The sequence below is a fragment of the Micromonospora sp. NPDC047753 genome, from assembly GCF_040642735.1.
In the GTDB taxonomy this organism is placed as follows: domain Bacteria; phylum Actinomycetota; class Actinomycetes; order Mycobacteriales; family Micromonosporaceae; genus Micromonospora.
The window spans coordinates 1-6,502 of sequence record NZ_JBEYSL010000391.1; the positions used below are offsets into that span (position 1 = coordinate 1).

Below are 6,502 nucleotides of genomic sequence, written 5' to 3' on the forward strand. Positions count from 1 at the left end.
GACCACGTCCCGGCGGGCGTCGGTGCTGCACACGGACTGGGTGGAGAAGTTGTGCGCGGTGATTTCCGTGCGGTCGTACCCGCGCCAGAAGCGGTCAATGGTTGCGGCGTTGCCACGTGCGGGGCGGCTGCTGTGCAGTGTCACGACGGCGGTGTCGCCCTCCACCGACATCGCCCAGAAGCCCGGCTGCCCGTCGGTGGTGTAGTCCGAACCGGTCGCCCGGTTCAGGTGGCGGTCGTACCGGTAGCTCTCCTTGCCGTCACGACTCGACACGGTGACGTAGTCGCCGTCGGCCAGTCGCAGTGAGCTGAAGTGCACCTTGACGTAGGTGGCACCGGGGTGCTGGATGATCTGTGTCCCGCCGCTGGCGGCGTAGGACAGTGAGCTGTTCACGGTGCGGAGTTCACCGATGGTTGTCACACCCTCTGCCGAGAACTGGCTCGATTCCGGTGCCCGCTCGGATCGTGGCGCGAGAGGGGCAACCGAGTACGCCTCGGCGGCGGGTACCGACAGGAGGCTCAGCCCAAGTGTGCAGGCAGCGAGCACGACCGCCCCCGTTCGCAGGCGGCGCAGGGCAAGTTTCATCCGTCGCTCCTTCTCAGGAATCAGCACCGAGACGTGCCTTCGGCCTTCATACCTGAGTTCGCGCAAGACATGTAATCCCATCTATGTCATAACTGCCATCCGCGCTGGCCGAGGTCAGACGGAGGCTGGTGCGGCCACTACCATGCGAGCGTGGCTCACGTTGCCCAGGTCCGCAGGCCGTACCCGCTGCTCGTCGCCGCGGCGGTCCTGTTGGCGCTCGGCGCTGCCACGGCGTGGGGAGTCGGCGACACGCTGGGGCTGAGCCACTCCCCCGCCGCCGTGCCGCGCGAGGACGCTGTCGCCGCGCCGGCGCGGACGCCCGCACCGGTCCCGCCGTTGGCATCCCTCGTCGTGCCCGACGAGCCGCGCGTCCGGAAGGCCGCAACCGCCGTCGCCGACGCGGTGGTTCTCCGCGGCATGCCCCGACCCGTCCTCGTGTCGGCCACGTCGAGCCCAGCCAGGTACGCGATGGCCGCGCCGGGCACCGCACTGGACCTGTCAGCGGTGAGGACGCTGCGGGCGGGCGTGCTGCCCACCCTCGGCGGAACGCCCGAGTCGTACCGGCTCGACGTGCACGGCGCCGAACTGGCCGTCCAGGGCGGCGATGTCGCGGGCGTGGCAGCCGGGATGTACCAGCTGGCCGACCGGATCCGCTCCGGTGCCGAAGCGCTCCCCGCGTCGGACGCGGGTCGGGTGGTCATCCCCCGGCTCGGCCTGCGGCTGACCGACGCGGGCTCAGTCGGACGCGAGCCCGACCCGGCCGTCTTCGCCGCCGGCGACGACTACGGCCTGAACACCGACGTGGTCGGGTCGGCGGTGCTGCCTGGCGCGCCGTGGGTGGACGCCGGTGCCGTGGCCCGCATCGACACGCAGTTCCGGCAGTTCGTCGATCACTCGGTGGCGCAGGGGTTCAACGGCATCGTCGTGCCCGGCTTCCTGGAGTACGTCACGTTCGCGAAGGTCGGCGACGGGCGCGCCGTCTATCCGACCGGCGACCCACACGTCGACCGCGCGCGGGCGATGGTCGCGGCCTTCGGCCCCGTCTTCCGGTACGCGGAGGACATGGGGATGCGGGTCTTTCTGCTGACCGACATGCTCGCGGTGTCACCCCCGCTGGAGGCATACCTGACGCGCACGGTCGGCGGCCTCGACGTGGCCGACCCTCGGCTGTGGTCGGTCTACCAGGCCGGCCTGGCCGAGCTGTTCGAGAGCATGCCGTTCGTCGACGGCCTGATGGTCCGCGTCGGCGAGGGCGGCGAGGTGTACGCCGGGACCGGCTGGGACTACTCGTCACGGCTCGCGGTCACCACGGAAGCGTCCGTACGCGCGATGCTGCGGGCGCTGCTGGACACCGCGGGGCCAGCCGGCAAGGAGATCATCTTCCGCACCTGGACCGTGGGCGTCGGCGCCGTCGGCGACCTGCACACCAACCCGGCGTCGTACGCGCAGGTGCTCGGTGGGCTCGACGATCCGCATCTCATCGTGTCCACCAAGTACACCCTCGGCGACTTCTACAGCCACCTACCCCTGAACACCACACTGCTGGGCGGCGGGCACCGCCGCATCGTGGAGTTCCAGGCCCGACGCGAGTTCGAGGCGTTCGGGTCGCTGCCCAACGACCTCGGCCCGCTGCACAGCCAGGCGCTGCGCGCATTCCTCGCGGCCAACCCGAACGTCGAGGGTGTCTGGAACTGGACCCAGGACGGCGGGCCGTTGCGCGCCGGACCCATGTCGCTGTACCTGCGCACGGGGTTCTGGCAGCTCTACGACCTCAACACGTACGCCGTCGGCCGACTCGCCTGGGATCCGTCCGCCGACCCGGCGCAGGTCACGGCCGACTGGGCGTACCGCACGTTCTCCGGCGACCCGGACACCGTCGCCGCGATCGGGCAGGCCATGGCTCTGTCCCGGCAGGCGGTCACCAAAGGCCTCTACATCGGCCCGTACGCCGACCGGTCGGTGCGGGCGCTCGGGCTGGAACCGCCGCCCATGATGTGGATCTTCGAGTGGGACATCCCGACCGGCGACTCCGCCGCGTTGGACAGCATCTACGCGGTGACCGGCGGTCGCGTCGACGAGGCGATCGAGGAGGGCACGCAGGCCGTCGCGCTCGCTCGGCGCATGCGCGACCTGGTCGCCGCCACCGACCCGGCGACCTGGCGGGACGCCGAACTGCGCGGCCGCTTCACCGCGACTCTCGACTACCAGGTCAACCTGTTCGAGACGCTGAGCGCATACCGGACCATGGTGCTGCGGCACGCGCAGTGGCTGGACACGGGTGCCCCGGCCGCCCGCCACGGCTGGCGGCTGGCCGCAGCGGCGTACCACGACGCGCGCGACACGCACCGGCAGCGCTACGGCGCCGACCTGGACCTGCCCGCGTACAACTTCACCGCCGCCGACCTCGGGGCGCTGCGTGCCGACCGGGACCCGGCGATGGCCTGGGCGGCCCGAGCGATGCTCGGATCGATCCTGCTGGTGGTGCTCCTCGGCCGGTACGGGCGCGGGTTCGGCGGGGCCGCCGCGCGCGGGTTGCTGCTCGGCGCGCTCCGGCCGTGGCGGGTCGCCGCGCTGCCGATGCCCATGACGCGGGCGGACCGGGTGGTGGTGTGGCTGGTCCCGGCCCTGGTGCTGGTGGCGAGCCGGCTCGTGTTGACCTGGTTCGCCGCGCCGGCGCACCTGCTGGTCACCCTCGGCGGGTGGGCGCTGTTCGCCCTCGTCGTACGCCTCGTCGTCGGCCGGCGGGATCCGTTCCACCTGTGGGCCGTGGTCGGCGGCGTCGCGCTGCTGCGCAGCGTGCTCCTGCTGGCGGCGCTCGCCGGACGCGGACCGGGTGGTTACTGGTTCGCGTTCTGGACTATGCCGGGTCTGCGCGCGGCGTACGTCACCGTCGCGTTCGCGGCGTTCTGCTGGCTGTTCGTAGCCGTCGCCGTGGTCCTGCGCGACCGGTACGACCTGCGCCGCCGAAGCGCCGTCGGGCTGACCCTCACCGCTGCGGGTGTGCCCCTCGGTGTGCTGTCCGCCCTGGTCTCGGTGGTGGGCCTGGAACGCGCGCTGACGGTGTGGAACGACCAGCTGGCGTTGCTGCCCTGGGGCCTGTCCCGAATCCTCGGCATCACCGTCCACCTCGGGATCCCCGCCCAACTCCCCGCATACACCGCCGCCGCCGGAATCGCCCTGGCCGCCGCCGGCCTGCTCCTGTCACTCGGCCGCCACCGACAGTCCGCCTGACCCCCACTCCGATGAACCGGATCCGCGCGGCATCGGACACGACGGACTGGTCTATGCCGGCTCGCGCACGCCACCGGCGTCTCCACCGTCGTCCGGCATCGGTTCGGCCAGGGCTTCCGGCAATTCGTCCGGCGCGCCGGGCAGAAGGACCCCCGGGTCGTCGGGCACCGGTTCGCGCGGGTCGATGGGCGGATACTGGTCCGGGTCGAGATCGGGTTCAGTCATCACGCGAGTATCCGTCGTTTTCCGTGCTGCCGCTCGTCGGGCCCGGCGGCAGGACCGGCCCGTCAGTCCTCGACGGGGGTTCGGTGGGCACCGACGGGCCAGAGGATCGTGGTCGGGACGCCGTGGTGCCGCGCCCAGTCGATGGTCCGATCCGTCGACGCGGGGTGGCGGCCTGGTTTGCCGTCCCACACCGCCACGAGTCGCTGCACCCGTCGGACCAGCTCACGGTTGGCATCCACGTAGGCGGCGGTGTCCGAGCGGTCGTGACCGGTGTGGACGACAGTTGCCGCCCGGTCGAGCAGCTCGTCGAAGGCCAGCCGGTTCTCCGGCCTGATCACCGCGACCCGGTAGTCGCGGGCCGGCAGGATCACCTCGTAGGTGCCGCCCAGATCGAGGATCGTACGCGCGAAGACCTGGTCCGCGCCGGCCGCCAGGCAGGTCACGCCGTGCACGGGCCGGTCGCTGATCCGGCCCAACTCGACGCGGAGCGCGTCGGCGACGAGCAGTTCGGTGTCGCGGGTCAGGTTGATGTGCCCGGTCACGCCGACGCGGACCGGGCCGAGGTCAGGCGGCATCCCTCGGGCCTCTGCGCTGCGCGGGCACCGGAGGTGCCAGCCGGATCAGCTCGAACCCGTTGTCGGACAGCACATCGGGCAGCGCCCGGACCCCCTCACGATTCTGCTCCTGCACGTCGGACGGCAGCTCCTCCCACGGCCGCAGGGCGGGATGCCGCCGCTGAACGTCATCGCGCGGGTCACCGTACGTCCAGCCGTCCCCGCGCCGTTCCCGGCACCACCGGTCGTGCTCCAGGCGAGCGAGTTCCTCGATCCTGTCGTCGATGGCCTGCCCGGCGGCCGAGGCGTCACCGGTGCCACCGTGGCGGGGGGCCACGACGCAACCGAGGTCCAACAGCTTGGCGGCGATGTCCTGCACATGGGCCCGGTTGGCCCGCCGCAACGACTCGGGTAGTCGTGACCAGTTCACCATCGCCGGGGCATCGCCGAGTCGTACCCCGGCGCGCTGCTGAGCCTGGACGTACCGCTCGTGGATCAGCCGGGCCAGCCGCTCGGTGAGATCCTCGGCGATCAGCCGGGCGTCGCAGGCGTGGGTGAGCACCGGGTAGAGCCGGAGCTTGCCGTGCACCTCGTCGAGCAGGTCGTGACGGGAGTCGCCGTGGAAGGCCGCGGCGAGCGCCGCCTGCCGGTAGACCGGCACGAACACGGCACTCTCGGCGCCCTGCCACAGGGCGGGCGTGTCCAGCACGAACCGCAGGCCGTTGATCTCGTCCGGTGCGCAGACGTAGATGCGGTCGTAGCGGTCGCGGCCGAGACCGACGACACCGTCGAGATCCAGGTCGTACGCGGTCAACTGGCACACGGTGGCCAGGAACGGGTACCGCGACGACGCAAGAGCGATCTCGGTCCCGGCGTCCGGTGCCACCACGTCCACCCGCAGGGGTGGCCCGGCCTGGCCCCGGGGGATGTCGGCTCGGGATGCGCGCCAGTGCCGGACGGTCTCCACCAGGAGAGCCCGGCGGAAGGCGCCGGTGCCCGCGATGAGGATCCTGGTCGGTCGGTCTCCCCCGCTGGGCAGCGGGTGGTGCCGGTTCAGCGCGCGCGCGGCGACGTCGTCGACGTGGAAGTAGTCCAGCCGCAGCCGGCTGGACCCGGCGGCACCGAGTCGTCGGGCCTGCAGGGACAGACACATCTCCGAGTCGTGCACCAGGATGTAGACCCGCGGTGGTTGCCGTCGGTCCTGGATGAGCCGGTTGGCGGTGTTGGCGATCGCGTGGTTGCGGTCGTCGTCCTCGCTGCAGGCGTAGATGGTGTGGGCTCGGGGCAGGCCGGCACCGCGCAACACCTCGGGGCTGGTCGGGTCGCCGACCACGCCGAGGTACCGGTGCCGCCGGTACTCCAGCGGCCCGAACGGTTCGGAGCGCACCACCACCACACGTTCACCGTCGGCGAAGAGTCGGTCGGCGAGCATGCGGGCGAACTGGGAGTCCCCGCAGACCAGGACGTGACCACGTGCCCGCCGGGCGCGCAGGCGACGACTCTCGGCGGCCAGCAGCAGCCGGCTGGCCTCGGCGACGGCGAGGAGCGTGAACAGCGGGGCGGCGAACCGGGCGACCTGCAACTGCCACGGGTAGGGGCCGGCGTCCTGGAATGGTTCGGCGCCGAAGACGAAGAGTTGCAGGTCGTAGTAGAGCACATCGTACGGATCGTGGGCGACGTCCGGTCGGGCCTGGAGCAGGCGTTCGAAGCCGACATAGCCGAGGACGAGAGCGGCCAGCCCGATCACTCCGAAGAGGACTCGCAGACTCCAGCCGGTCGGGCGGGACGAGCCGGCGACCGGATCCGTCATGAGCTCGAAGGCGGCCTTACCGTCGGCGGCGGCGGTCTCGCCGTACACCCGGGGGCTGGGGGATTCGGGATAGGCGGACCAGTAGCCCCGCTCCGTG

General features: G+C 71.8%; 4 protein-coding genes and 1 pseudogene. 1 reads left to right on the forward strand and 4 read right to left on the reverse strand.

Going from position 1 to position 6,502, the window contains the following annotated elements; genetic code table 11:
* Positions 1-585 (reverse strand): annotated as a pseudogene (locus tag ABZ749_RS26315) (serine protease); the annotation flags it as partial.
* A 150-nt stretch (positions 586-735) separates the two neighbouring features.
* On the opposite strand from ABZ749_RS26315, the gene ABZ749_RS26320 reads away from it, so the two are divergent.
* Positions 736-3,816: a hypothetical protein gene (locus ABZ749_RS26320; RefSeq protein WP_357232481.1), complete on the forward strand. Its 3,081-nt coding sequence runs from the start codon at positions 736-738 to the stop codon at positions 3,814-3,816.
* Between the two features lie 51 nt (positions 3,817-3,867).
* Here the strand turns inward: ABZ749_RS26320 and ABZ749_RS26325 are convergent, their stop codons facing one another.
* The 3 genes from ABZ749_RS26325 to ABZ749_RS26335 all read right to left on the reverse strand — a co-directional run.
* Positions 3,868-4,041, reverse strand: a complete 174-nt coding sequence (locus ABZ749_RS26325) for a hypothetical protein (RefSeq protein WP_357232484.1) — start codon at positions 4,039-4,041, stop codon at positions 3,868-3,870.
* 62 nt (positions 4,042-4,103) lie between these two features.
* Entirely contained in the window at positions 4,104-4,616 is a 513-nt protein-coding gene (locus ABZ749_RS26330) for a hypothetical protein (RefSeq protein ID WP_357232487.1), read from the reverse strand.
* The coding region (locus tag ABZ749_RS26335) for a RyR domain-containing protein (RefSeq protein ID WP_357232490.1) at positions 4,606-6,502 on the reverse strand (1,897 nt) is incomplete at its 5' end. The genes ABZ749_RS26330 and ABZ749_RS26335, both read right to left, overlap by 11 nt.